The organism is Curtobacterium sp. Leaf154 (assembly GCF_001424595.1).
In the GTDB taxonomy this organism is placed as follows: domain Bacteria; phylum Actinomycetota; class Actinomycetes; order Actinomycetales; family Microbacteriaceae; genus Curtobacterium; species Curtobacterium poinsettiae.
The window spans coordinates 255,174-279,956 of sequence record NZ_LMOS01000006.1 but is presented as its reverse complement, the minus strand read 5'-3'; the positions used below and the strand labels follow the sequence as shown (position 1 = coordinate 279,956).

Annotated in this window: 26 protein-coding genes and 1 pseudogene; 24 read left to right on the top strand and 3 right to left on the bottom strand. The window is 71.3% G+C overall.

Features of this window, described 5'->3' with window-relative positions:
• Positions 1 to 159: 159 nt before the first annotated feature.
• From rpsM to glmM, 12 genes and pseudogenes are all read left to right on the top strand, one after another.
• Positions 160 to 534, top strand: coding sequence for a 30S ribosomal protein S13 (gene rpsM / locus ASF75_RS13080; RefSeq protein ID WP_017885508.1), 375 nt, complete (start codon positions 160 to 162; stop codon positions 532 to 534).
• A gap of 9 nt (positions 535 to 543) precedes the next feature.
• Positions 544 to 942, top strand: a complete 399-nt coding sequence (gene rpsK / locus ASF75_RS13075) for a 30S ribosomal protein S11 (protein ID WP_017885507.1) — start codon at positions 544 to 546, stop codon at positions 940 to 942.
• Between the two features lie 205 nt (positions 943 to 1,147).
• On the top strand, positions 1,148 to 2,143 hold the full coding sequence (locus ASF75_RS13070; protein ID WP_017885506.1) for a DNA-directed RNA polymerase subunit alpha: 996 nt from the start codon (positions 1,148 to 1,150) through the stop codon (positions 2,141 to 2,143).
• A gap of 63 nt (positions 2,144 to 2,206) precedes the next feature.
• A complete protein-coding gene (rplQ, locus tag ASF75_RS13065) occupies positions 2,207 to 2,773 on the top strand; it encodes a 50S ribosomal protein L17 (RefSeq protein WP_042537495.1) in 567 nt (188 codons plus the stop codon).
• 139 nt (positions 2,774 to 2,912) lie between these two features.
• A complete protein-coding gene (locus tag ASF75_RS13060; RefSeq protein WP_056072035.1) occupies positions 2,913 to 4,031 on the top strand; it encodes an FUSC family protein in 1,119 nt (372 codons plus the stop codon).
• Between the two features lie 76 nt (positions 4,032 to 4,107).
• Complete coding sequence (gene truA / locus ASF75_RS13055) at positions 4,108 to 5,016, top strand: tRNA pseudouridine(38-40) synthase TruA (RefSeq protein ID WP_200942696.1); 909 nt, start codon at positions 4,108 to 4,110, stop codon at positions 5,014 to 5,016.
• Entirely contained in the window at positions 5,013 to 5,756 is a 744-nt protein-coding gene (locus ASF75_RS13050; RefSeq protein WP_056072032.1) for an MBL fold metallo-hydrolase, read from the top strand. The genes truA and ASF75_RS13050 overlap by 4 nt, the downstream gene beginning before the upstream one ends.
• A gap of 84 nt (positions 5,757 to 5,840) precedes the next feature.
• A pseudogene (locus ASF75_RS13045) lies at positions 5,841 to 8,312 on the top strand (ExeM/NucH family extracellular endonuclease); the annotation flags it as partial.
• Between the two features lie 478 nt (positions 8,313 to 8,790).
• Entirely contained in the window at positions 8,791 to 8,889 is a 99-nt protein-coding gene (locus tag ASF75_RS18320; protein WP_082509762.1) for a hypothetical protein, read from the top strand.
• A gap of 331 nt (positions 8,890 to 9,220) precedes the next feature.
• Entirely contained in the window at positions 9,221 to 9,667 is a 447-nt protein-coding gene (gene rplM / locus ASF75_RS13040) for a 50S ribosomal protein L13 (RefSeq protein WP_017885500.1), read from the top strand.
• Positions 9,668 to 9,704: 37 nt separating this feature from the next.
• Positions 9,705 to 10,190, top strand: a complete 486-nt coding sequence (rpsI, locus tag ASF75_RS13035; protein WP_017885499.1) for a 30S ribosomal protein S9 — start codon at positions 9,705 to 9,707, stop codon at positions 10,188 to 10,190.
• 22 nt (positions 10,191 to 10,212) lie between these two features.
• Positions 10,213 to 11,586 carry a phosphoglucosamine mutase gene (gene glmM / locus ASF75_RS13030; RefSeq protein WP_056072023.1) on the top strand — a complete coding sequence of 458 codons (1,374 nt, stop codon included), beginning with the start codon at positions 10,213 to 10,215 and terminating at the stop codon, positions 11,584 to 11,586.
• Between the two features lie 94 nt (positions 11,587 to 11,680).
• Here glmM and coaA read toward each other — a convergent pair whose 3' ends face one another.
• Positions 11,681 to 12,625 (bottom strand): type I pantothenate kinase, encoded by a 945-nt coding sequence (gene coaA, locus ASF75_RS13025; protein ID WP_056072020.1) that lies wholly within the window; start codon positions 12,623 to 12,625, stop codon positions 11,681 to 11,683.
• A 105-nt stretch (positions 12,626 to 12,730) separates the two neighbouring features.
• The gene (locus ASF75_RS13020) at positions 12,731 to 13,216 is read right to left on the bottom strand and encodes a glutathione peroxidase (RefSeq protein ID WP_017885496.1); all 486 of its coding nucleotides are present in this window, start codon (positions 13,214 to 13,216) and stop codon (positions 12,731 to 12,733) included.
• 70 nt (positions 13,217 to 13,286) lie between these two features.
• On the opposite strand from ASF75_RS13020, the gene glmS reads away from it, so the two are divergent.
• The 10 genes from glmS (at position 13,287) to ASF75_RS12970 (ending at position 21,836) form a co-directional block, all read left to right on the top strand.
• Positions 13,287 to 15,134, top strand: a complete 1,848-nt coding sequence (glmS, locus tag ASF75_RS13015) for a glutamine--fructose-6-phosphate transaminase (isomerizing) (RefSeq protein WP_056072017.1) — start codon at positions 13,287 to 13,289, stop codon at positions 15,132 to 15,134.
• An 8-nt stretch (positions 15,135 to 15,142) separates the two neighbouring features.
• The gene (locus ASF75_RS13010; protein WP_017885494.1) at positions 15,143 to 15,538 is read left to right on the top strand and encodes a holo-ACP synthase; all 396 of its coding nucleotides are present in this window, start codon (positions 15,143 to 15,145) and stop codon (positions 15,536 to 15,538) included.
• Positions 15,535 to 16,638 (top strand): alanine racemase, encoded by a 1,104-nt coding sequence (alr, locus tag ASF75_RS13005; protein ID WP_056072014.1) that lies wholly within the window; start codon positions 15,535 to 15,537, stop codon positions 16,636 to 16,638. Before ASF75_RS13010 ends, alr (ASF75_RS13005) begins: the two co-directional genes overlap by 4 nt.
• Positions 16,635 to 17,801 (top strand): alanine racemase, encoded by a 1,167-nt coding sequence (gene alr / locus ASF75_RS13000; protein WP_056072011.1) that lies wholly within the window; start codon positions 16,635 to 16,637, stop codon positions 17,799 to 17,801. Before alr (ASF75_RS13005) ends, alr (ASF75_RS13000) begins: the two co-directional genes overlap by 4 nt.
• The gene (gene tsaE, locus ASF75_RS12995; protein ID WP_017885491.1) at positions 17,798 to 18,313 is read left to right on the top strand and encodes a tRNA (adenosine(37)-N6)-threonylcarbamoyltransferase complex ATPase subunit type 1 TsaE; all 516 of its coding nucleotides are present in this window, start codon (positions 17,798 to 17,800) and stop codon (positions 18,311 to 18,313) included. Before alr (ASF75_RS13000) ends, tsaE begins: the two co-directional genes overlap by 4 nt.
• A 92-nt stretch (positions 18,314 to 18,405) precedes the next feature.
• Positions 18,406 to 18,768: a GNAT family N-acetyltransferase gene (locus ASF75_RS12990; protein ID WP_308159306.1), complete on the top strand. Its 363-nt coding sequence runs from the start codon at positions 18,406 to 18,408 to the stop codon at positions 18,766 to 18,768.
• A gap of 20 nt (positions 18,769 to 18,788) precedes the next feature.
• Positions 18,789 to 19,424 carry a tRNA (adenosine(37)-N6)-threonylcarbamoyltransferase complex dimerization subunit type 1 TsaB gene (gene tsaB / locus ASF75_RS12985; RefSeq protein ID WP_056072341.1) on the top strand — a complete coding sequence of 212 codons (636 nt, stop codon included), beginning with the start codon at positions 18,789 to 18,791 and terminating at the stop codon, positions 19,422 to 19,424.
• Positions 19,421 to 19,966, top strand: coding sequence for a ribosomal protein S18-alanine N-acetyltransferase (rimI, locus tag ASF75_RS12980; RefSeq protein ID WP_017885488.1), 546 nt, complete (start codon positions 19,421 to 19,423; stop codon positions 19,964 to 19,966). The genes tsaB and rimI overlap by 4 nt, the downstream gene beginning before the upstream one ends.
• Positions 19,953 to 21,008, top strand: a complete 1,056-nt coding sequence (gene tsaD / locus ASF75_RS12975; protein WP_031259030.1) for a tRNA (adenosine(37)-N6)-threonylcarbamoyltransferase complex transferase subunit TsaD — start codon at positions 19,953 to 19,955, stop codon at positions 21,006 to 21,008. The genes rimI and tsaD overlap by 14 nt, the downstream gene beginning before the upstream one ends.
• Positions 21,009 to 21,164: 156 nt before the next feature.
• Positions 21,165 to 21,836: a DUF4190 domain-containing protein gene (locus ASF75_RS12970; RefSeq protein ID WP_056072009.1), complete on the top strand. Its 672-nt coding sequence runs from the start codon at positions 21,165 to 21,167 to the stop codon at positions 21,834 to 21,836.
• A 42-nt stretch (positions 21,837 to 21,878) separates the two neighbouring features.
• On the opposite strand, the gene ASF75_RS12965 is transcribed toward ASF75_RS12970, so the two are convergent.
• Positions 21,879 to 23,081, bottom strand: a complete 1,203-nt coding sequence (locus tag ASF75_RS12965) for a class I SAM-dependent methyltransferase (protein ID WP_056072006.1) — start codon at positions 23,079 to 23,081, stop codon at positions 21,879 to 21,881.
• Between the two features lie 159 nt (positions 23,082 to 23,240).
• Between ASF75_RS12965 and groES the strand changes: the two genes are divergently transcribed.
• Together groES and rarD are read left to right on the top strand one after the other, a co-directional pair.
• Entirely contained in the window at positions 23,241 to 23,537 is a 297-nt protein-coding gene (gene groES / locus ASF75_RS12960; protein WP_017885484.1) for a co-chaperone GroES, read from the top strand.
• A 164-nt stretch (positions 23,538 to 23,701) separates the two neighbouring features.
• A complete protein-coding gene (gene rarD, locus ASF75_RS12955) occupies positions 23,702 to 24,664 on the top strand; it encodes an EamA family transporter RarD (RefSeq protein ID WP_056072003.1) in 963 nt (320 codons plus the stop codon).
• The last annotated feature ends 119 nt before the right edge of the window (positions 24,665 to 24,783 follow it).

Below are 24,783 nucleotides of genomic sequence, written 5' to 3'. Positions count from 1 at the left end.
TGTCCCTCGGACACCAGGCTGCTCGAGCACGACCCACAACTGAAGATCGACAACGCAGTACCAGAACCCGACCGCACGACGGCCGGGGGACACCTCGGGGCGGAGGCCCGAGCACCGGTACTGCGCCACACCTCCATCGACAACAGGAGCAGCCATCACATGGCACGTCTAGCAGGCGTCGACATCCCGCGCGAGAAGCGCGTGGAGATCGCACTCACGTACATCTACGGCGTCGGCCGTACCCGCGCCGTCCAGGCACTGACGGAGACCGGTATCTCCGGTGACATCCGCGTCAAGGACCTGACCGACGACCAGCTCGTCGCCCTCCGTGACTTCATCGAGGGCAACTTCAAGGTCGAGGGTGACCTCCGCCGTGAGGTCGCCGCCGACATCCGACGCAAGGTCGAGATCGGCAGCTACGAGGGTCTCCGCCACCGTCGTGGTCTCCCGGTGCGCGGTCAGCGCACCAAGACCAACGCTCGTACCCGCAAGGGACCGAAGCGCACCGTGGCAGGCAAGAAGAAGGCTCGATAGGAGACCCCGATGGCTACCCCCAAGACTGCCGCGCGCAAGCCGCGCCGCAAGGAGAAGAAGAACGTCGCTGTGGGCCAGGCCCACATCAAGAGCACGTTCAACAACACGATCGTCAGCATCACCGACCCGTCGGGTGCCGTCCTCAGCTGGGCGTCCTCGGGTGCCGTGGGCTTCAAGGGTTCGCGCAAGTCGACGCCGTTCGCGGCGCAGCTCGCTGCCGAGTCCGCTGCGCGTCAGGCGCAGGAGCACGGCGTCAAGAAGGTCGACGTCTTCGTGAAGGGCCCGGGTTCGGGTCGCGAGACCGCGATCCGTTCCCTCCAGGCCGCTGGCCTCGAGGTCGGCTCGATCAACGACGTCACGCCGCAGGCGCACAACGGGTGCCGCCCGCCCAAGCGCCGCCGCGTCTGACGCGAGGAGCAACCGGCCGCGCCCTGCTCGTCCCCTGACCGGATCAGTTCCGGCGAGGGCGGGCAGGGCCCGCGGCCATTCCTGGTCGTTCGATCGCGCACGTGTGTGCGCGTGATCACAACTCAACAGACCCGTCGGGGCCCATGCGGCCCCGTCGTACCGCCAAGTGTCATATAGCGGACACTTCGCCGAAAGGAATCCCACAGTGCTCATTGCACAGCGCCCCACCCTGACCGAGGAGCCGATCTCCGAGCACCGCTCGCGCTTCGTCATCGAGCCGCTCGAGCCCGGCTTCGGGTACACCCTCGGCAACTCGCTGCGCCGCACGCTCCTCTCCTCGATCCCCGGCGCGGCTGTCACCAGCATCCGCATCGACGGCGTCCTCCACGAGTTCAGCACCGTTCCCGGTGTCAAGGAAGACGTCACCGAGATCATCCTCAACATCAAGAGCCTGGTCGTCTCCAGCGAGCACGACGAGCCCATCACGGCGTACCTGCGCAAGCAGGGTGCCGGTCAGGTCACCGCAGCGGACATCTCCGCTCCGGCCGGCGTCGAGATCCACAACCCGGAACTCGTCATCGCGACCCTGAACGACACCGCGCGCTTCGAGCTCGAGCTGACGATCGAGCGTGGCCGTGGCTACGTCTCGGCGACGCAGAACCGTTCCGAGTTCAGCGAAGCCGGTCAGATCCCGATCGACTCGATCTACTCGCCCGTCCTCAAGGTCACCTACCGCGTCGAGGCGACGCGTGCCGGTGAGCGCACGGACTTCGACCGCCTGGTCGTCGACGTCGAAGCGAAGCCGGCCATCACGCCGCGCGACGCCATCGCGTCGGCCGGTCGCACGCTGGTCGAGCTGTTCGGGCTCGCTCGCGAGCTCAACACGGCGGCCGAGGGCATCGAGATCGGCCCCGCGCCGGTCGACGCCGTGCTCTCGAACGAACTGCAGACCCCGATCGAGGACCTCGACCTGTCGGTCCGCAGCTACAACTGCCTGAAGCGGGAGGGCATCAACACGGTGTCCGAGCTCGTCGCCCTGTCGGAGACGCAGCTCATGAACATCCGCAACTTCGGTCAGAAGTCGGTGGACGAGGTCAAGGACAAGCTCACCGAGCTCGGCCTGTCCCTCAAGGACACCGTCCCCGGATTCGACGGCGCCCACTTCTACAGCGGGTACGACGAGGACGAGTCCAACAACTGACCTCGCGCTCACGCGCAAGCGCGCTGACACCGCGCGCACCACTTTCACCACTGGAGAACTGACATGCCGAAGCCCACCAAGGGCCCCCGCCTCGGTGGCGGTCCCGCCCACGAGCGCCTGCTCCTGAGCAATCTCGCCAACGCCCTCTTCACGCACGGTCGCATCACGACCACCGAGACGAAGGCCAAGCGCCTCCGTCCGGTCGCGGAGCGTCTCATCACGTTCGCGAAGCGCGGCGACCTGCACGCGCGTCGTCGTGTGATCAGCATCCTGCGCGACAAGTCCGTCGTGCACACGCTGTTCACCGAGATCGCCCCCCAGGTCGAGGACCGCCAGGGTGGTTACACCCGCATCACGAAGCTCGGCTTCCGCAAGGGCGACAACGCCCCGCTGGCGTCGATCGAGCTCGTCCTCGAGCCCGTCTCGAGCACGCCCGCTCCGGTCAAGCGCAACTCGGCTCCGGCCGCTGCTGCCGCCCCGGCCGCCGACGAGACCACCGAGGAGGCCCCGGTCGAGGAGACCGAGACCACCGAGGAGTCCGCCCCGGTCGAGACCGAGTCCGAGACCGAGGCAGCTGCCGAGGTCGAGGCCGACGCCGCCGAGAAGTCGGACGACGCCGACACCAAGTAGTCCGGTGCGCCTCTGGCGCGCGGCCACCACGACGAAGCCCCCGCGACCCAGGTCGCGGGGGCTTCGTCGTGCCCGAGGCTGGTCGCGCTCACCGACTGCTCCGCGTAACGTCACCGGCCGGGTGCGACGGAGGGAAGTCATGGCGTTCCAGCACGTAGCGGGTCTGGGGACACGGGTCTGGCGGTGGAGCCGGACCTCGGGCACGCAGCCGCGCCTGCTGCACGCCGGCAAGGCCGCTGCCGCCGCGGTGATCGCCTGGTTCGTCGCGCAGCACATGCCGGGCGTCGCGGCCGAGTACCCCTACTACGCACCGCTCGGTGCCGTCGTCGCGATGCAGACCACGGTGTTCGCGGGCATCCGGAGCGGCGTGCAGACCCTGGTCGGGATCGCGCTCGGCATCCTGATCGCCGGGTTCACGATGTGGGTCGGGGACCCCGGTTTCCTGGCGATCGCCCTGGCGGTCGGCGTCGGTGTGCTCGTCGGTGGGTTCCGCGTGCTGGGCGAGGGCAGCTCGTGGGTGTCCACCGCGGCGCTCTTCGTGCTGCTCGTCGGCGGTGCGCACGCCGAGGGCTACTCGCTCGGGTACCTGGTGCAGATGGCCGTGGGCGTGGTCGTCGGGCTGCTCGTCAACTTCCTGGTGTTCCCGCCGCTGCACTTCTGGGACGCCGAACACCGCATCGACGCGGTGAACGGCGTGCTCGCCGACCACCTCGACGGCCTGGCTGCCGTGCTCGAAGAGGGCAAGCGCGACGAGAAGGCGTGGGACCACCAGCAGGACCGCCTGGACCGCGCCATCGCCGACGTGCGGTCGCGCGTGGCGATCGCGCACGAGAGCCGACGGCTCAACCCCCGCGGTGCCCTGCGCGGATCCCGCGCGCGGCTCCAGAAGGACGGTGGACGCTTCCGCGCGCTGGAACGGGTCGCCTGGTACACGACGGACCTCACCGAGCTCGTGGCACGTTCCGGCCCGGTTTCCGAGGGCGTCGGGCGGCCGGACCCCGCCTTCGCCACGCCCATCGCCGAGGCGCTCCGGAAGATCGCCAGCACGATCCGCGGCGACTCCCCGGAGGACCAGGCCGAGGCGGCGATCGCCGACCTCGAGCAAGCGCTCGACGCCTCGCGCGAGAACCCCTCCCACGTCGCCGTCACGTCGGCCGCGCTCGTCGCCCTGCGCGGGATCGTCGAGTCCGAGCGACGCGCCACCGACGACCTCGACACCCGCACGGGCCCGTCAGCGTTCGGTCGGCCGCGCGGCTGAACGGGTGCAGGCAGCCACGACCCGGTGGACGGGGCACCGGCCGGGAGGCACGGACCACCCCCGCTACGGTGGTCACGTGGACGAGACGGCCGGGTTGCAGGACGCCGACAGCACCGCCGACGTGCGGCTGCGGCTCGACATCGCCTACGACGGGGCCGCGTTCTCCGGGTGGGCACGGCAGCCCGGGCTCCGGACCGTGCAGGGTGCCCTCGAAGCCGCCCTCGCCACCGTCTTCACCCGCTGGGGCGAACCGCCGCTGCTCACCGTCGCCGGACGCACCGATGCAGGCGTGCACGCCACCGGGCAGGTCGCGCACCTGGACCTGTCGGCAGAGCAGTGGGCAGCACTCACCGGGAAGCGTGGGTCGGGCCGCTCACCCCTCGACGGGTTGCGCAAGCGGGTCAACGGCATCGCGGCACCCGAGGGGGACGTCGTCGTCACCGGGGCCTCGGTGGCGCCCGCCGGGTTCGACGCCCGGTTCTCGCCACTCTGGCGCCGGTACGAGTACCGGATCGCGGACGCCGACGCCCCGCGCGATCCACGTCGGCGGGGGCACACGCTCTGGCACGCGGCGCGGCTCGACCCGGCAGCGATGGAGCGCGGTGCGCTGACGCTGCTCGGGCTGCACGACTTCGCGACGTTCTGCAAGCCGCGCGAGGGGGCGACCACCATCCGGACGTTGCAGCAGTTCCGCTGGGACCGCGAGCCGGACGGCGTGCTGGTGGCGCGCCTCCAGGCCGACGCCTTCTGCCACTCGATGGTGCGGGCCATGGTCGGCGCGACCATCGCCGTCGGCGAGGGCCGCTTCGGCCCGGACCGCCTCGAGGAACTGCGCGTCGCCGAGGAACGCACCAGCGCGTTCAAGACGGCGCCCGCGAAGGGACTGACCCTGACCGAGGTGGGCTACCCGGCGGACGCTGCGCTCGCGGAGCGGGCGGAGCAGACCCGGGCCCGACGCTCGGCGGACGGTACCGTCGAGGGATGAGCCCGCGCGAACCCCGTTCCGTCGTGTCCGTCGCCCCCGGAGTCGTCTTCGTCGAGGGCCCGGTGTCGAACTGGGTGGTGCTGGCGGAGGAGGACGGCGTCGCGCTCATCGACGCGGGGTACCCGGCCGACACGGACCTGGTGCTCGACACCGTGCGCGCCGCCGGACACGACCCCGCCGACCTCCGACGCGTCTACGTCACGCACGGACACGTCGACCACGTCGGCGGCATCCCCGGGATCCTGGAGCGGTACCCGTACGTCGAGGTGCTCGCGCACGCCGACGAGCTCGACAACGTCCGCGGGCCGGAGCGGCAGCAGGTCACCCCGGCGGAGATCGGCGGTCGGCTCGCCAGCCCACGCGTCCTCGCCTGGTTGGCACGGGCGATCCGGTCGGACGCCCTGCGGCCCACCACCGTGCCGTCGGCGCGTGCGTTCACGGGCGCGGACTTCGCGGGACGCGCGATCGCGCCGTTCCCGGCCGTCGGGCACACCGACGGTTCGACGGCGTACCTGCTGCCCGCAGCCGACGCGATCGTGACGGGCGACGCGGTCGTCAGTCGCCACGACACCCAGCCCGGGTCGTGGGCCCCGCGGCCGCGGATGATCACGCCGTTCTTCACCGCCGACCAGGACCGCGCGCTCGAGTCGGCGCGGGCGCTGCCGTTCCCGGCACTGGTACTGCCCGGACACGGACCAGCCGTGCGGCGCGTGGGCGGGACCTGGCTGCCGATCGGCTGATGCCGCCGCATCGCTGATGTTGCCGAACGCAATCATTCACCTCAGCGCAACCTGAATGTCCCCGCAGGTCGGTAGCGTGCGGGCATGGCCAACACCCTCGGGCGCACTCTGCTGTGCGCCACGGCGGCCGCGACGCTCCTCGCGGCACCACTCGTCACCGTCACCGCAGCGTCCGCGAACCCCGAGGGGACCGGCCTCGTCATCGAGGAGGCCTACCTGAAGGCGGGCAGCAAGGGCGCCTCCTACAACCAGAAGTTCGTCGAGATCGGCAACCCGACCGACGCCCCGGTGTCGCTCGACGGGTGGTCGCTGCAGTACCGCTCCGCGACGGGCACCGGCACCTTCTCGGCCAGCGCGCTCGCGGGCACCGTGCCGGCGAAGGGCACCTTCCTGGTGTCGATGGCGGGCAACGGCGGGGCCACCGCGGCCGGCGAGGACCTGCCCGCCGCCGACGACACCGCGTCGCTCACCCCGTCGGGCACCACGGGCACCCTCGTGCTCTCCGACGCCACCGCACCGCTGGCGCTCGCCGCCGGACCCGTCGCCGCAGGCACCGACGGCGTCGTCGACCTGCTCGGCTACGGCGCCTCGAACACGTTCGAGTCGACCGTCCGCGCCGTGACCGGGGACAACTCGGTGCCGAACGGCCTGGTCCGCCAGGGCACCACGGACACCGACGTCAACGGCGCGGACTTCTCGGTGACGACGACGCTCACCCCGCGGAACGCCGCGGGCGAGACGACGGCGCCGACCGAACCCACGGACCCGACCGACCCGGGCGACGGCGGGACCCCCACGCCCGGCACCCCCGCCGAGACGGTGACCATCGCCCAGCTGCAGGGCACCACGGACACCTCGCCGTACGCCGGCAAGAACGTCACGACCGACGGCGTCGTCACCGCGGTGTACGGCACCGGTGGCTTCAACGGCTACACGATCCAGACCGCCGGCACCGGCGGCGCGATCGACCTCGGCGCCCACACCGCGTCCGACGCCGTGTTCGTGTTCTCGTCCGCCACCGCCGGCCTGGTGCAGCGGGGCGACCACGTTCGCGTCACCGGCGCCGTCTCCGAGTACTTCGGCCTGACCGAGCTCACGGTGTCCGGTGCCTCGTCGCTGCAGCAGCTCGACGACACCGTCGCGGCACCGCTGCCCGCCGCGGTCGCGTTCCCGTCGTCCGACGCCCAGCGGGAGTCGCTCGAGAGCATGCTCGTCGCTCCCCAGGGCGCCTTCACCGTCGCCGACAACTACACGACGAACCAGTACGGCGAGGTCGTGCTCGCCAGTGGGACGAAGCGTCTGGTCCAGCCGACCGAGGTCGGTCGCCCCGGCAGCGCCGAAGCGAAGGCCGTCGAGGCCGACAACGCCGCGCGCAAGGTCACGCTCGACGACGGCGCGAGCACGAACTTCCTGACCCAGGCGAACCAGGGCATCCCGGTGTCGTGGCTCACCCAGGGCCCCGTCACCGTCGGGGCCGCCGCCACCTTCACCGAGCCGGTCGTCCTCGACTACCGCAACAACGGGTGGAAGTTCCAGCCGACCGCGCCGATCACCGGTGCGACCCCGGCGGCCGACCTGCCCGCGTCGTTCTCGAAGGTGCGCCAGCCGGCACCGCAGGACGTCGGCGGTGACCTGAAGCTCGCCGGCTTCAACGTGCTCAACTACTTCCCGACCACGGGCGACGAGCTCACCGGCTGCAAGTACTACACGGACCGTGCCGGCGACCCCGTCACGGTGAACTCCGGTTGCGACGCCCGCGGCGCCGCTGAGCAGGAGGACTTCCTGCGCCAGCAGGTCAAGATCGTCAAGGCCATCAACGGGCTGGACGCCGACGTCGTCTCGCTCGAGGAGATCGAGAACTCGGCCCGCTTCGGCCAGGACCGCGACGCCGCCGTGGCCACCCTGGTCGACGCACTCAACGCCGCCACCGGCCAGGACACCTGGGCGTACGCGAAGTCCCCGGCCGTCGTGCCCGCGAGCGAGGACGTCATCCGCCTCGCACTCATCTACAAGAAGGCCCGCGTCGAGCCCGTCGGCGAGTCCACGATCCTGCTCGACGACGCGTTCACGAACGCCCGCCAGCCCGTCGCGGACGCGTTCCGCCCGGTCGGTGGCACCGCGGACGACGACTTCCTGGTGATCGCGAACCACTTCAAGTCCAAGGGCTCCGGCACCGGTGAGAACGCCGACCAGGGTGACGGGCAGGGAGCGTCGAACGCGTCCCGCGTGGCCCAGGCGAAGGCCCTCGTGACCTTCTCCAGCGCCATGCAGGACCAGTACGGCACCGACAAGGTGTTCATGCTCGGCGACTTCAACGCCTACAGCAAGGAGGACCCGGTGGTCGTCCTCGACGACGCCGGCTACACCGACCTCGGCCCGGCTCGGGACAGCACCGAGTACTCCTACGTGTTCTCCGGCCTGAGCGGTTCGCTCGACCACGTGTTCGCCTCGAAGGCCGCACTCGAGACGGTCACGGGCGTGGACATCTGGAACATCAACTCGGTCGAGTCGGTGGGCCTGGAGTACAGCCGCTACAACTACAACGCGACGAACCTGTACACCGACGACGTGTACCGGGCGAGCGACCACGACCCGATCCTGGTCGGCTTCGACCTGGACGCCCCGGGCACGGACCCGGGCACCGAGCCCGGGACCGACCCGACCCCGGTGCCGAGCCCGACGCCCTCGAAGCCGACCCCCGCTCCGACCCCGTCGACTCCCGGGGCGGTGCCGCCGGTGGCCCCGTCGGAGACCGGTCTCGCCGACGCGAACCGCGGGAGCGTCTCGGCGCCGTCGTCGGCTCGTGCGGGGGAGACCATCACGGTGACGGTGGGCACGCAGTACGCGGGTGACGTCGTGGCCGTGTGGTTGTACTCGACCCCGACGCTGATCGGAACGGTGACGGTCGGCGCTGAGGGCACGGTGCGCGTCACGATCCCGGCGGACACCTCCGCTGGTGCACATCGCGCTGATCGGGTGGACCCCGATCACGATCACCGCGGACGGGCAGCTCGCGTTCACGGGCGCCGCAGGGATGGGTGCCGGTGCGCTGGTGGCGTTCCTGCTGCTCGCGGCGGGCGCTGGTGTGCTGGTCGTGCGCCGCCGCCGCCGTCGGGCTGCGGCTGCGGAGTAGTCCCCACGCCCCACGTCGGGGCGATGAGTGTGCAGAAGACGTCGGGTTCGCGGTGCGGACTCGACGTCTTCTGCTCACCGTGCGCGGTGGGCGCGACCGCGCGGCGGACGGGAGGCGCGGTGCGGGGCCGCCCCGCGCCTCCAGGCCGCGGGTGGCCGCGTTTGACCGACGCACCCCGCGTCGGCTAGGCTCCTACCTTGGTCTGTGCGCCCCGCGCGCGGACAGTCAGATGAGCCCTCCAACCGAGGTGTTCCCCGTGCTTCTGCCCGCGGAACTCCCGACCGGAGTGGGATTCACGGACTCCTCACCTCGACACGAAAGCAGCACTCCTGTGACTCGCACGTTCTCACCGAAGCCGGCAGACGTCCAGCACGACTGGATCGTCATCGACGCCACCGACGTCGTCCTCGGCCGTCTCGCCACCCACGCCGCGGCGCTCCTGCGCGGCAAGCACAAGGCCACCTTCGCCCAGCACATGGACATGGGTGACTACGTCATCATCGTGAACGCCGACAAGGTCGCACTGACCGGTTCGAAGCTCGCGAAGAAGGTCTACTACCGTCACTCGGGGTACCCGGGCGGCCTGACGGCGACCTCCTACCCGGAGATGCTCGAGAAGCACCCCACCCGCGCCGTCGAGAAGGCGATCCGCGGCATGCTGCCGAAGAACACCCTCGGCCGCGAGCAGCTCAAGAAGCTGAAGGTCTACGCCGGCGCGGAGCACCCGCACGCCGCGCAGCAGCCCAAGGCGTACATCTTCGACCAGGTCGCACAGTAGTTCCGGCCACGACGACTTCAAGGACATAGAGAAACTCATGGCTCAGATCGCTGATTCCCTCGACCAGACCCCGGAGAGCTTCACCACGGAGAGCGCACCCGCCGCTGCCGAGGCTGCTCCCCGTCAGATCCTCAACGTCTCCGGCGGAGCCGTCGGGCGCCGCAAGGAGGCCATCGCGCGCGTTCGACTCGTTCCGGGCTCCGGCACGTTCGTCGTGAACGGTCGCACGCTCGAGGACTACTTCCCGAACAAGCTGCACCAGCAGCTCATCAACGACCCGTTCAAGGTGCTCGAGCTCCTCGGCTCGTACGACGTCGTCGCCCGCATCACCGGTGGCGGCCCCTCGGGTCAGGCCGGCGCGCTCCGCCTCGCCATCGCCCGCACGCTGAACGAGATCGACCGCGAGAACAACCGCGCGGCCCTCAAGAAGGCCGGCTTCCTCACCCGTGACGCCCGCGTCATCGAGCGCAAGAAGGCCGGTCTCAAGAAGGCCCGCAAGGCGTCGCAGTTCTCGAAGCGCTAGTCGTCACCGGCTGAAGATCGCCATGCCGCGTCTGTTCGGTACCGACGGGGTTCGTGGTCTCGCCAACGGCGAGCTGACGGCCGCGCTCGCACTGGGTCTTGCCCAGGCGAGCGCGGCCGTCCTCACACACGGACACCATGCCGACGCCCGCCGGGCGTCGGGTCGACCGCGCCCGCGCGCGGTCCTCGCGCGTGACCCGCGCGTCTCCGGCGAGTTCCTCGGTGCCGCCGTCGCGGCCGGGCTCGCCTCGGCCGGCGTCGACGTGCTCGACGCCGGGGTCATCCCCACGCCCGCCGCGGCGTTCCTCGTCGCGGACATCGACGCCGACTTCGGCGTGATGATCTCCGCGTCGCACAACCCCGCTCCCGACAACGGGATCAAGTTCTTCGCCACGGGTGGTCGCAAGCTGCCGGACGAGGTCGAGGACCGCATCGAAGCGGCCATGCACGACCACTCCGCACCGACCCCCACCGGCATCGACGTCGGGCGCATCTCGCGGTTCGCCGACGCCGAGGACCGCTACGTCGTCCACCTGCTCGGCACGCTGCCGCACCGGCTCGACGGCATCCACGTCGTGCTCGACTGCGCCAACGGTGCCGCCGCTGGCGTCTCACCCGAGGTCTTCGTCAACGCGGGTGCCCGCGTGACGCTCATCGGTGCCGACCCCGACGGTTGGAACATCAACGACGGCGTCGGGTCGACCCACATCGACAACCTGTCGCGCGCCGTGCTTGAAGCCGGCGCGGACGTCGGCATCGCGCACGACGGCGACGCGGACCGTTGCCTGGCGGTCGACGCCGCGGGCAACGCGATCGACGGCGACCAGATCATGGCGATCCTGGCGTTGTCGCTGCAGGAGCGCGGACGCCTGAAGGACGACACCCTCGTCGCGACGGTCATGTCGAACCTCGGGCTCAAGCGGGCCATGGCCGACGCGGGCATCACCGTGATCGAGGCCGGTGTCGGCGACCGCTACGTGCTCGAGAAGATGACCGAGGGCGACTACTCCATCGGTGGCGAGCAGTCCGGCCACATCATCTTCAACGAGTTCGCCACCACGGGCGACGGCATCCTCACCGGGCTCCACCTGGTCGCCGAGATGGCGCGGACGGGCAAGACCCTGCAGGAGCTCGCCTCGTGCATGACGGTGTTCCCGCAGGTGCTGCTCAACGTCCGCGGCGTCGATCGTCACGGGCTCGCCGACCAGGGCGTGCAGGACGCCGTGACTGCGGCGTCCGCGGCACTCGGCGACACCGGTCGCGTGCTGCTCCGACCCTCCGGCACCGAGCCGGTCGTGCGGGTCATGGTCGAGGCTGCGTCGCAGGACGACGCCCAGCGCATCGCCGAGGAGCTCGCCGCCGTCGTGCAGGACCGCCTGGCGCTCGACGCCGCGTAGGGTTCCCCTCCGCAAGACACCGGTGTTCGCCGGTTGAACACGCGCAGGACGCGGTTCAGCTCGCGAACACCGGTGTTTTGCTGCCCGCTCCCGTTCAGATCTTGCGGAGCAGGACCGAGTTCACCTTGTGGTTCGCGCCCTTCTTCAGCACCAGGGTGGCGCGGGAGCGCGTGGGCAGCACGTTCTCGAGCAGGTTCGGCTCGTTGATCGCCCGCCAGACCTCGGTCGCCGTCCGCACCGCGTCCTCACGCGAGAGCGAGGCGAACCGGTGGAAGAACGAGTCGGGGCTCGAGAACGCCTCTTCCTGCAGGGCGAGGAACCGGTCGACGTACCAGGACTCGATGTCCTTGGTCTTCGCGTCCACGTAGATCGTGAAGTCGAACAGGTCGGACAGCGCGAGCCGCCCGTGCACCGGGGGCGCCAGCACGTTGAGACCCTCGACGATGAGCACGTCGGGCTGCCGGACGACGATCTCGGCATCAGGCACGATGTCGTAGACCAGGTGCGAGTAGTACGGCGCCCGGACCTCGGTTGCCCCGCTCTTCACCTGGCTCACGAAGCGCAGCAGGGAGCGGCGGTCGTACGACTCCGGGAAGCCCTTGCGGTCCATGATCCCGCGGCGCTCCAGCTCGGCGTTCGGGTACAGGAAGCCGTCGGTCGTCACGAGCTCCACGCGAGGGGTGTCCGGCCAGCGCTTCGTCAGCTCCCGCAGCAGACGGGCGACGGTGGACTTGCCGACGGCGACGGAACCCGCGACGCCGATGACGAACGGCGTGCGTCCGGCGCGCTCACCCAGGAACCGGCTCGTCTCGGCGTGCAGGTTCCGTGCGCCGGCCGCGTAGAGCGTGAGCAGGCGGGACAGGGGCAGGTAGACCTCTTGCACCTCCTGCATGTCCAACCGGTCGCCGAGTCCGCGCAGCTGCACGATCTCGGTCTCGGTGAGCGACAGGTGCTCCTTGGGTGCGAGCTGCGACCACTCGGCACGCGGGATCTCCACGAACGGGGTCGGGTGCGCGACGGCGGTCTCCGGGATCGGCATGGGATCGAGCGTACAGACGGGAGGCCCGGGGCACGTGAGCCGGTCGGCTCACGTGCCCCGGGCCTCCCGGCCAGTGCTCGGTGCGCGCCCGCAGGACGCGACGCGTCAGGCGGGCAGGGCCGCCTCGATGGCGGCGACGACCTCGGGGGCGTCCGGCTTCGTGGTGGGGCGGAAGCGCGTGACGGTGCCGTCGGGGGCGACGAGGAACTTCTCGAAGTTCCAGCTCACCCGACCGGCCTTGCCGTCGGCGTCCGGGGTCTCCTTGAGGGCCTGGTAGAGCGGGTGGGCGCTCTTGCCGTTGACCTTGACCTTCTCGGACATCGGGAACGTCACGCCCCACGTGGTGGAGCAGTACTCGTCGATCGCCTCGGACGAGCCGAGCTCCTGCAGGAACTGGTTGCTCGGGAAGCCCAGCACCGTGAACCCGCGGGGGCCGTACTGCTTCTGCAGGGCCTCGAGCTGCTCGTACTGCGGGGCGAGGCCGCACCGGGAGGCGACGTTCACGACCAGTACGGCCTTGTCGGCGTAGGCGCCGAACGTGGTGTCCTCGCCGTGCAGCGTGGTGATGGCGATGTCGTCGAAGCGTCCCATGGCCGAAACGTTATCCCCACCCCCGGGACTTCGCAGGGTCGGCGTCCAGGCAGACCGTAGGATCGGACCCATGTGTGGAATCGTCGGCTACGTCGGCAGCAACAGCAGCCAGGACGTCCTCCTCGGTGGCCTCCGCCGCCTCGAGTACCGCGGCTACGACTCGGCGGGCATCGCCGTGGTCGACCCAGCCGGAGACCTCGTGTCGGCCAAGAAGGCCGGCAAGCTCCAGGCCCTGGTCGACGAACTCGAGTCGTCGCCGATCCCGGACGGCACGACCGGCATCGGGCACACCCGCTGGGCGACCCACGGTGGCCCGACCGACGGCAACGCCCACCCGCACCTGGCCGACGGCGACAAGCTCGCCCTCATCCACAACGGCATCATCGAGAACTTCTCCGAGCTCCGCGCCGAACTGCAGGCCGAGGGCATCGAGTTCCGCAGCGAGACCGACTCCGAGGTCGCCGCGCACCTGGTCGGGCGGGCCTTCCGCGACACCGGTGACCTGACCGCCGCCATGCAGCAGGCCGTGCAGCGACTCGAGGGCGCCTTCACGCTCCTCGTCGTGCACGCCGACCAGCCCGGTCTCGTCGTCGGCGCCCGTCGCAACTCGCCCCTGGTCGTCGGGCTCGGCGACGGCGAGAACTTCATGGGCTCGGACGTCGCCGCGTTCGTCGCCTACACGCAGCGCGCGCTGTCGATCGGGCAGGACGAGATCGCCACGATCCGCCCCGACGGCGTCGACGTCATCCACTTCGACGGCACCCCCGCCACGCCGACCGAGTTCGAGGTCAACTGGGACGCCTCCGCCGCCGACAAGGGCGGCTGGTCCTCGTTCATGGCGAAGGAGATCAGCGAGGAGCCCGAGGCCGTCGCCAAGACGATCCTCGGCCGTGTCCACGACGGCGCCGTCACCCTGACCGACCTCGACCCGATCGCCGAGCGCCTGGCGACCGTCGACCGGGTCATCGTGATCGCCTGCGGCACCGCCGCCTACGCCGGCATCCTGGGCAAGTACGCCATCGAGCAGTGGGCCCGCATCCCGGTCGAGGTCGAGCTCGCCCACGAGTTCCGCTACCGCGACCCGGTGCTGAACGAACGCACCCTGGTCGTCTCGATCAGCCAGTCCGGCGAGACCATGGACACGCTCATGGCCGTCAAGTACGCCCGCGAACAGGGCGCCCAGGTCCTGTCGATCTGCAACACCCAGGGCGCCACGATCCCGCGTGAGTCCGACGCCGTGATCTACACGCACGCGGGGCCCGAGGTCGCCGTCGCGTCCACCAAGGCGTTCATCGCCCAGGGCGTCGCGCTGTACCTGCTCGGGCTGCACCTGGCGACGCTGCGCGGCACGCTCACCACCGAGCAGATCGCCGAGCAGGTGGCCGAGCTCGAGGGGCTCGCACCGAAGCTGCAGCAGACCATCGAGGACGCCGCCGGCATCAAGGACCTGGCCCGCTGGATGGCGGACACCCGGAGCGTGCTGTTCCTCGGTCGCCACGTCGGCTACCCGATCGCGCTCGAAGGTGCGCTGAAGCTGAAGGAACTCGCGTACATCCACGCCGAGGGCTTCGCCGCCGGCGAGCTCAAGCACGGTCCGATCGCGCTGATCGAGCCGGGCCAGATCGTCTTCGTCATCGTGCCGTCGCCCCGCGACCCGCGATCGCTGCACCCGAAGGTCGTCTCGAACATCCAGGAGATCCGCGCCCGCGGTGCCCGGGTCATCGCCATCGCGGAAGAAGGCGACGCCGCGGTGCTGCCCTTCGCCGACGAGGTCCTGCGGATCCCGCTCGCGACCCCGCTGTTCGAGCCGCTGCTCGCCGTGGCCCCGCTGCACATGTTCGGCATGGAGCTCGCCGCGGCCAAGGGCCTCGACGTCGACCAGCCACGCAACCTGGCGAAGTCGGTCACCGTCGAGTAGTCGAGACGGTGATCATCGGGATCGGGGTCGACGTGGTCGACCTGGAGCGGTTCGAACGGGTGCTGGAACGCACACCGGCGATGCGGGCGCGGTTGTTCACGCCGTCCGAGCAGGTCCGTGACGGCGAACCCCGTCCGATCGCGTCCTTGGCGGCACGGTTCGCCGCCAAGGAAGCACTGATCAAGGCCTTCGGGTCGAGTGCCGGGCTCAGCTGGCAGGACCTCGAGGTCGTGTCCGACGACCAGCGGAACCCCTCGCTCACCCTGCGCCAGGGTGCGCGCCGGGTCGCCGATGCGCGTGGCGTGACGAGCGTGCACCTGTCGCTCTCGCATGATGGAGGGATCGCGACCGCGTTCGTGGTCCTGGAAGGAACAGACGTGGTCCTGGAAGGAACGGCCCGGTGAGCGCGTTCACCGGCATCACGATCGATCGCGGAGCCCTGATCGAGAACTACGCGACGATCGCCGACCGGGTCGCCCCGGCTGGTGTGATCGCGGTCGTCAAGGCGAACGCCTACGGCCACGGGGCCCTCGACGCCGCGCAGGCCTTCGTCGACGCGGGCGCCGAGTGGCTCGGGGTCGCCGACATCGACGAGGCCGTCGCGCTCCGGCAGGGCGGCATCGACGAGGGGGTCCGGATCCTCACGTGGCTGCACGCCCCCGACGAGGACTTCCGTCGCGCCGCGCAGTTCGACGTCACGCCGGCGGTGTCGAGCGTCGAGCAGCTGTCCGCCGCCGCCGACTCCGACGTCCGTGCCGTGCACCTGTGCGTCGACACGGGCCTGAGCCGCAACGGGGCCGTCGAGTCCGAGTGGGCCGAGCTCTTCGCGACCGCCGGCGCCCTGGCCCGCGGCGGCAACCGCACCCGGGTCGAGGGGCTCATGTCCCACCTGTCGAACGCCTCGCGCACCGACGACCTCGACCAGGACGCCGCACTGCAGCGTGCGCTGGACGGTCTCGCCGCGAACGGCATCGTGCCGGACGTGGTGCACCTCGCCGCGAGTGCCGCGAGCATCGCCGTGCCGGAGACCCGCCACGACCTGTCCCGCGTCGGACTCGCTCTGTACGGACTGAGCCCCTTCGACGGCCGCACCTCGGCCGACCTGGGGCTGCGTCCGGCGATGCGGGTCACCGCCGCCGTGCTCCGCACCGTGCCGGTCGCCGCGGGTGACGGCGTCTCGTACGGGTACACCTGGCGCGCCGAGACCGACACCCGCCTCGCTGTGATCGGCCTGGGCTACGCGGACGGCTTCGACCGCGACTTCGGCAACCGGGTCTCGGTGCGCATCGGGGACCGCACGTTCCCGGTGGTCGGACGCGTCGCGATGAACGCCATGCACGTCGACGTCGGCGACGCGGACGTGCAGGTCGGTGACGAGGCCGTGCTGTGGGGCGACCCCGCGAACGGCGACCCCGCCGTCGAGGACTGGGCCGACGCCGTCGGCACGATCAACTACGAGGTGGTCGCCCGGATCGGCCGCAGCGTGGAACGGAGGACCACGTGAGCTCCGCACCGCTGCGTCAGGCACGCATCGACCTCGACGCGTACCGCGCCAACCTCGAGCGTGTCCGCGAGTGGATGGACCCGGTCGAGGTCATGGCGATCATGAAGGCCGACGCGTACGGGCACGGCCTCGAACCGATCGCGCTCGCCGCAGTCGACGCCGGCATCAGGTGGATCGGTGTGCTGACGGTCCCCGCCGCCCTGCGCCTGCGGTCGATCGGGGTGGGCGAGGACGTCCACCTGTTCACCTGGCAGCACGACCCTGACCTGGACTTCCGTGACGCCATCGACTCGGCCGTCGACCTCGGTGTCTCGAACGTCGCCGAACTGCAGCGCATCGTCGACGCCGTCGACCAGCGCCCCGCCCGGGTCCACCTGGGCGTCGACTCCGGACTGCACCGCGACGGCGCGGTCCCCGCGGACTGGCCGGCCCTCGTCGAGGCCGCGCGGGACGCCCAGCGGAACGGCCGCATCGAGGTCGTCGCCGCCTACACGCACCTGGCGGAGTCGTCCGACCACGAGGACAGCGCCGCGGTCGCCGTGTTCGACGCCGCGATCGAGATCGCCGAGGACCTGGGGCTCGACGTCCCGACGGAGCACGTCGCCGCGTCGCTCGCGGGGCTGGAACGCAAGGAGTTCCGCAAGGACATGGTCCGGATGGGTGCGAACCTGTTCGGCATCCCCGGGGCCGACGGGGTCTCGGCAGCAGACCTCGGGCTCGAGCCGGTGATGACCCTGACCGCGTCGGTGGCGAAGACGAAGCGTGTCCCCGTCGACACCGGCGTCTCGTACGACTACACGTACCGCACCGCGACCGAGACGACCCTGGCGCTCGTGCCCGTCGGGTACGCCGACGGGGTCCCGCGACTGGCGCAGGGCCGCATCGAGGTCGCGATCGGCGCCAAGCGCTACCCGATCGCCGGCCGCGTCGCGATGGACCAGTTCCTGGTGGACGTCGGCGACGACGACGTGCGGACCGGTGACACCGTCGTCCTCTTCGGCACCGGCGAGCACGACGAGATGACCGTGCTCGAGTGGGGCGCGGCGCTCGAGACCATCGGTGAAGAGATCGTCTGCCGGATCGGCAGCCGTGTGCCCCGGTCCTACGAGGGTCACGACATCGAGGGACGCGTCGGGGAGTACCTGCGGGGCGAGCGGCCGTGACCGGGTCGTCCCACGTCCTGCTCGACACCACCGTCGACGGCACCGAGGCGATGGGGGAGCTCGGTGCCCGGTTGGCCCGGGTGCTGCGCGCCGGAGACCTCGTCGTGCTGACCGGCCCCCTCGGCGCCGGCAAGACGACCCTGACCCGTGGGCTCGGCGCAGCACTCGGTGCGCGTGGACAGGTGTCCAGCCCGACCTTCGTCCTCGCCCGGACACACCCGACCACCGCCGGGCCGGACCTGGTGCACGTGGACGCCTACCGCCTGTCCGACCCGGTCGAGCTCGACGACCTCGACCTCGACTGGGACGCCGCGATCGTGGTGGTCGAGTGGGGCCGCGGGATGGTCGACGGCGTCAGCGACAGCCTGCTCGACGTCGAGATCACGCGGGCGACCGGTGCCGACGCCGGACCCGCAGCTCCCGACGACACGGACCCGGACGACGTCCCCGACGAGCCCCGCCGGGTCGTCGTCACCGCCTCCGGTCCGCGCTGGCAGGGCGTGGTCCTCTGACCCTGCGGCCCGTCACCGCGGACGACGTCGAGGCGCTCCGGGCGTTCCTCGTCGAGGCCGACCTGACCCTGGCCGGGCTCGACGTCCCGACCGTGCGGCTCTGGACCGACCGCGCCGACGACGGCAGCGTGATCGGCAGCACCGGCTTCGAGTCGAGCGCGGACGGCGTGCACGTCCTCGTCCGCAGCGTGGCCGTCGCTCCGCAGCACCGCGGGTCCGGAGCCGGCACCCGCCTCGCACGGTTCGCGATCGACCGGGCCACCGAGGCCGGCGCCCGGCGTGCGTGGCTGTTCTCCCGTCGCTCCGGTCCGTTCTGGCAGTCGCTCGGCTTCGCACCCGCGGACCGACAGGCCCTGGCTGCCGCGCTGCCGGACACCCACCAGGTCCGCCTGTTCCGCCGGACGGGGCAGCTGGAGCACGAGGTCGCGTGGTCCCTGGGACTGCCGGTGCGCTGACCGCCGCCTACGATGGACGGGTGCTGCTCGCGATCGACACCTCCGCCGGGACCTCCGTCGCCGTCGTCGACCCGGCCACCGGCCAGGCCCTCGCGACCCGCGACACCGAGGACAGCCGCCGGCACGCCGAGGTGATCGGCCCGTTCCTGGCCGACACCCTCGCCGAGGCGGGCATCACCGGCGCCGACGTCACCGGTGTCGTCGCCGGCATGGGCCCGGGCCCCTTCACCGGCCTGCGCGTCGGCATCGCCGCCGCCCGCACCTTCGCGGCAGCCCGCGGCGTCCCCGTCCTGCCGCTCGTCAGCCACGACGCCGTCGCCCTCGACCAGCGCGTCGCCGGCCTCGCCGGCCCCTTCGTCGTCCTCACGGACGCCCGCCGCCGCGAGGTCTACTGGAGCGCCTACGACGCCGACGGCGTCCGCGTGGCCGGCCCCGGACTCGCCAAGCCCGCCGATCTCGACGACGCGATCCGCGCCTCCCGGCCCGCAGCGGTGGACTGGGACCGCGTGACCGTCACGTCCATCCCGGCCTGGAGGCTCGGCGCGCTCGCCGCGGGCCGACTCGCGTCCGGCGCGGCGTTCGACCAGGACACCCCCCTGTACCTGCGCGACCCCGACGTCACGGTGCCCGGTGCGCCGAAACGGGTGAAGCAGTGACCCTGCCGGACGCGCTCCGCCTGCGCCGAGCCCACCCGCAGGACCTCGACGACATCATGTGGCTCGAGCACGTCTCGTTCCCGACGGACGCCTGGTCGGCGTCGCAGATGTCGGGCGAGCTGTACTCACCGCACGGGTACTACGTCGTGATCGAGACCGTCGACGACACCGCAGCGCCGATGGTCGTCGGGTACGCCGGACTCTCGTCCCTGGCGGGCAACCCGGTGGCCGACGTGCAGACCATCGCGGTCGCCGCCGATCAGCGCGGCAAGGGGCTCGGACGGGTCCTGTTCACGGAACTGCTCGACGAGGCGCGGCGCCGCGGTGTGCGTGAGGTGTTCCTCGAGGTGCGGGCGGACAATCCCGTGGCGCAGGCGATGTACACGGCGTTCGGGTTCGAGCACATCGCGACCCGGCCCCGCTACTACCAACCGGACGGCGTCGACGCGTGGGTGATGCGGGCGGAGCTGCCCGGCCCGGACGCGGAACCGTCGTCGGACGTCGGACCCATCGGACAGGAGGCCCTCGGTGAGCGCGACTGAACCACTGGTGCTCGGCATCGAGACGAGCTGCGACGAGACGGGCGTGGGGATCGTGCGGGGGAACACCCTGCTGGCGAACGTGATCGCCTCGAGCATGGACGAGCACGCGCGCTACGGCGGGGTCGTGCCCGAGGTCGCCGCACGGGCCCACCTGGAGGCGATGACCCCGACGCTGCACGAGGCGCTCGAGCGTGCCGGCGTCACCCTCGACGAGCTCGACGCCGTCGCAGTGACCGCCGGGCCGGGTCTGGCCGGAGCGCTCATGGTCGGGGTGGGGGCAGCGAAGGCGCTCGCCGTGGCCACGGGCAAGCCGCTGTACGGCGTCAACCACCTGGTCGGGCACGTCGGTGCCGACGTGCTGCGCGAGGACGGCAGCGAGATCGAGCTGCCGACGATCGCGCTGCTCGTCTCCGGTGGGCACACGTCACTGCTGCTGGTGCGGGACCTGGTCGGCGACGTCGAACTGCTCGGCGAGACGATCGACGACGCGGCGGGTGAGGCGTTCGACAAGGTCGCGCGGCTGCTCGGACTGCCCTACCCCGGCGGCCCGCAGATCGACCGGGCCGCGGCCGAGGGCGACCCGACGGCGATCCGGTTCCCCCGCGGGCTGACGCTGCCGAAGGACATGGCCGCACACCGGTACGACTTCTCGTTCTCGGGGCTGAAGACCGCCGTGGCCCGCTGGGTCGAACGCTGCCGCGACGAGGGCCGCGAGGTGCCGGTGGCCGACGTCGCCGCGAGCTTCCGCGAGGCCGTCGTCGACGTCCTGCTCACCAAGGCCCTGAACGCCTGCCGCGACACCGGTGTCGACCGGCTGCTACTCGGTGGCGGCGTCGTCGCGAACGCCCGGTTGCGGCAGGTCGCCGAGGAACGCTGCGCGGCCGTGGGCGTGCGGCTGCGGATCCCGCCGTTCGACCTGTGCACGGACAACGGCGCCATGATCGCCGCCGTCGGCGCCCGACTCGTGGCCGAGGGGCACGCGCCGAGCGACCTCGGCATCGCGGCGGACTCGACCCTGCCGGTGACGACCGTCCAGGTCTGACCAGTTCGGCCCCGGTCCTTCTGGGGGAGCCTGTGGGAGGATTCACACGGGCGTCGGAGAGACCGGACGCCCGAGAGGGGTGGACGGTGTCCGATCAGAACGAGTGGCCGAAGCCGGGCGAGACGCCGAACGGCGCGGCGAACGGACAGCCCGACGGTGCACCCGCCCCGGACGCCCCGCAAGCACCTGACGCGCCGCAGGCCCCGTCGGCTCCGGAAGCGCCCCAGAACCCGCACGGCCAGCAGCCAGCCGCCGCAGCAGCAGAACCCGTACGGCCAGCCGCCGCAGCAGCAGAACCCGTACGGCCAGCCGCCGCAGCAGCAGAACCCGTACGCCGCTCCGCAGCAGCCGCAGCCGCAGCCGAATCAGTACGGTCAGCAGCAGAACCCGTACGCGGCCCCGCATCAGCAGCCGCAGCAGGCGTACGGCGCACCGCAGAACCCCTACGGTCAGCAGCAGAACCCGTACGCGCAGCAGCAGCAGCCGTACGCGGCCAACCCGTACTCGTACCAGCCCTACGCGCAGCGCCCGAAGACGAACGTCCTGTCGATCCTGTCGATCGTCTTCGCGTTCGGCGGCGTCATCATCTGGCCGATCATCATCCTGACGAGCCCGGCCGGCGCGATCATGGGCCACATCGCCCTCGGCAAGATCAAGCAGAGCGGCGAGGGCGGCCGTGGCCTGGCGCTCGCCGGCATCATCGGTGGCTGGGTCCTCACGGGCCTGTTCATCCTGATCGTCGCCCTGGTGTGGATCTCGATCGCGAACTCGTCGAACTACTCGGACTACTCCGACTACAGCTCGAACACCGGGGCCTTCGTCAGCTGACGTCGCCGCAGGGCGACGGAGGCCGCGAGCGGCCCCCGGCCGTCAGCCGACCGTGTCGGTGAGCCGCTCGCACAGGATCGCCGTGTGGCGTCCCTCCAGGCGGGTGAGCACGAGTGTGACGCGACCCGATCCGCGCAACCGCAGCCGTTTGCGGAACTGCGCCGGGTCGACGTCGACGCCGCGCTTCTTGATCTCGACGGTGCCGATGCCGTCGGCGGCGAGCCGCGCGGCCAGTCGCTTGACGTCGAGCGGCATCGTGTCGAGCACCCGGAACCCCTGCGCGAAGGGTGTCGTGACGGCCCGGTCGGACGTGACGTAGGCGATGCCGTCGGACAGCATGTGCCCGTCGAGGCCCCTCGCCAGGTCGCCGATCAGTCGCGCGCGGATCACGGCGCCGTCCGGCTCGTACAGGTAGGCGCCGAGCGGTCCGACCTCGGCGTCGTCGGCGTCCGCCGCTCCGGTCATCTCGGCGATGCCGTGGCTGCCGATGACGGTGGCCGCGCGGCGGATGCCGGGCCGTGCGAGGGGGCCGAACCACAGGGCGAGCTCGACGACCTCGCGGTCGACGGAGGTCCACTGGGCCTCAGCGGCGTCCGGGATCAGGTCGCGGTCGATGCCGGGTCCGAGCTTCACGCCGGTCGGCGTCGTCGTCGCTGCAGCGAACACCGTGTCGAGCGAGGGGGACCAGTCGTCCGGGTCGGCGAGTCGGCGGGTGTCGGAGTGGCCGGAGGTGCGTCGTGCGGGGTCCATCCACGCGCCGTCCACCGAAGACAGGTCGAAGGACTCGGCGTCGCCGAGCTCCACCCGCGCGTTCGGCCAGAGGGCCAGGTTGTGGGTCGCGACGGCAGCCGTGACCTCGTCGCGGTCGACGGCGGTGACGTCCAGGTCGAGCGCCGCCATCGCTATGGCGTCCCCGCCGATGCCGCAGCCGAGATCGGCGACCCGGGTGAGCCCCGCGGCGGCGAAGCGTCCGGCGTGCTGGGCCGCGACCTGCAGTCGGGTGGCCTGCTCGAGACCGGCCTCGGTGAAGAGCATCCGGGACGCGAAGTCACCGAACTTGCCGCGGGCCTTGAGCCGGAGCTTCGCCTGGGTCAGCACGGCTGCGACGAGCCGTGGGTCGTGGCCCTCGGCGCGCAGCCGGGACACCACGCGGACGATCTCGCCGCCGTCGGAGACACCGGGGGTACGGTCGAGCAGGGCCATCCCGTCCGGGGTCAGCAGTGCGGTGAGTTCGGCGGCGTCCATGCGTCGATCCTCGCAGGTGCTGCGTGTTCTCCGGATGTGCTGGCACTCGGATTGACCGAGTGCCAGTGGCCCCCTAGAGTTGGCGTTGGCACTCTCCTGTGCGAAGTGCCAACCGGTTTTCATCTGTACCGAGTCCGTACCGAGAAAGAAGAGGTCACCGTGGCCGTCAGCATCAAGCCGCTCGAGGATCGCATCGTCATCCGCCAGGTCGAGGCGGAGCAGACCACCGCTTCCGGTCTGGTCATCCCCGACACCGCGAAGGAGAAGCCCCAGGAGGGCGAGGTCGTCGCCGTGGGTCCGGGTCGCATCGACGACAACGGCAACCGCGTCCCGCTCGACGTCGCCGTGGGTGACAAGGTCATCTACTCCAAGTACGGCGGAACCGAGGTCAAGTACTCGGGCGAGGACCTGCTGGTCCTGTCGGCCCGCGACGTCCTCGCGGTCATCGTCCACTGAGTCCAGTACGCATGACGGACGCCCCGTCCGGCCTTCGGGCCGACGGGGCGTTCGTGTGTCCGGGGCCGGTCTGCAGGGCGCTCCGGTCCTGATCAGCCCGCTTGCAGCCCGCCTGGAGGCCCGGTGCACGTCCCGGGGTCGGCGGTCGTTCCTAGGATGGTTCCGTGAGTGAACCGAGTCCGGCGCGACCCGTCCGCAGCGAGGCATCCGTCGGCGTGGTGCAGGCCGTCGTGGCCTACGGGCTCTGGGGGCTGATGCCCCTGCTCTTCGCGGCCATGGCCCCCGCGGCGGCGTTCGAGATCGTGTCGTGGCGGATCGTCTTCGGTCTGGTGTTCTGCGCGGTGGCGATCGCGGTCACCCGGTCGTGGCTCCGCACCCGCACCTTGATGGCCCAGCGCCGCGTGATGCTCGTGATGGGGCTCGCCGCCGTCCTGATCCTGGTGAACTGGACCGTCTACGTCCTCGCGACGACGACCGGTCACACGGTCGAGGCCGCGCTCGGGTACTTCATCAACCCGCTCGTCACGATCGCCCTCGGCGTCGTGGTCCTGCGCGAACGCCTGCGTCCGGCGCAGTGGGCCGCGGTCGGGTTGAGCGTCGTGGCGGTCGTGGTCATCGCGATCGGCTACGGGCAGATGCCGTGGATCTCGCTGGCCCTGGCGTTCTCGTTCGGCCTGTACGGCCTGGTGAAGAAGCGCGTCGGCGGCACCGTGGACGCGCTGAGCGGCCTGACGATCGAGACCGTGTGGCTGCTGCCGATCGCGGTCGTGGCGCTGGTGGTGCTCGGTGTGACCGGGCTCGGCGGCGGCGTGACGTTCACGAGCGAGGGCTGGGGGCACGCTGTCATCACCGTGCTGACCGGGCCGGCGACCGCGGTGCCGCTGCTGCTCTTCGCCTCGTCGGCGCGCCGGGTGAGTCTGTCGACCCTGGGCCTGACCCAGTACCTGGCACCGGTGATGCAGCTGCTCGTCGGGGTCCTGGTGCAGCACGAGGAGATGTCGGCCGGGCGCTGGTTCGGCTTCGGCATCGTGTGGCTCGCGCTCGTGGTGCTGACGGCGGACTCGTTCGCCGCCGCACGCGCGTCCCGCCGCCGGGTGCTCGCACCCACCCCGGCCGAGCCGGTCTGACCCGGTCTCCACGGGCCTCCAGGCCGCCCGTCGGTCCTGTCTTGTGGAGGCGACACATCGTGCCGCTCGTCCCGGTCTCCACCGCGAAAGCGACAGGCCCCCGCGGAACTTCCGCGGGG